1 pseudogene is annotated in these 591 nt (G+C 67.9%); it reads right to left on the reverse strand.

Annotated elements, in window-relative coordinates:
* Nucleotides 1-409, reverse strand: a pseudogene (locus tag ACYVDG_RS32730) (HNH endonuclease signature motif containing protein); the annotation flags it as partial.
* Nucleotides 410-591: the final 182 nt, after the last annotated feature.

A 591-nucleotide genomic window follows, 5' to 3' on the forward strand; every position in this document is an offset into this window, starting at 1 on the left:
GAAACTCCCCGGCATCGGGGTGGCGGCCGGTGTTGCGCGCCTTGACCGCCCGCTCAGCGGCCCGGCACACCGCCACCGCCTCCCCAATCGACAACAACCCAGAGTCCAACCCCTGGCGGGTGGCGGGAAGCTCCAGGGCGAACAGGCGCCGGGCCAGCTCGGCGCGCCCGTTGGCCTCACCGGGGACCATCCCCACCGAGTGGATCAGCCAGTTCTGCACCGACCTTTGCCCACCGGCCTCCAACAGGGTGCCGGCTGCTTCCAGCTGGGCCAGACGCAGCAGCATCGCAAGCTGGGCCTGCTCCATGTCCTCGCACACCTGCGAGATCACATCCAGCACCTCACCAGCCGCACCCGCCGGAGGCACCTCGCCCATTTCCGAAGCGATGTTCTTCCGGGCAGCACTCATGGCGGTCGCGGCGGGTGTATTGCCCGCCGTGTTCCCGCACTGCCCAAAAGAAGAAGTGACTGTTCAGGTGTCCCGGAGAAGGATCAGACGGTTTCGGGCATCCAGCACCGGCCCTCGGCCAGGTGGACCAGGGCGTCGAACATACCGATGCCGTGCTTGGCCGCGGTCGCTACATAGGAGCG

The sequence above is a fragment of the Nocardiopsis oceani genome, from assembly GCF_054777395.1.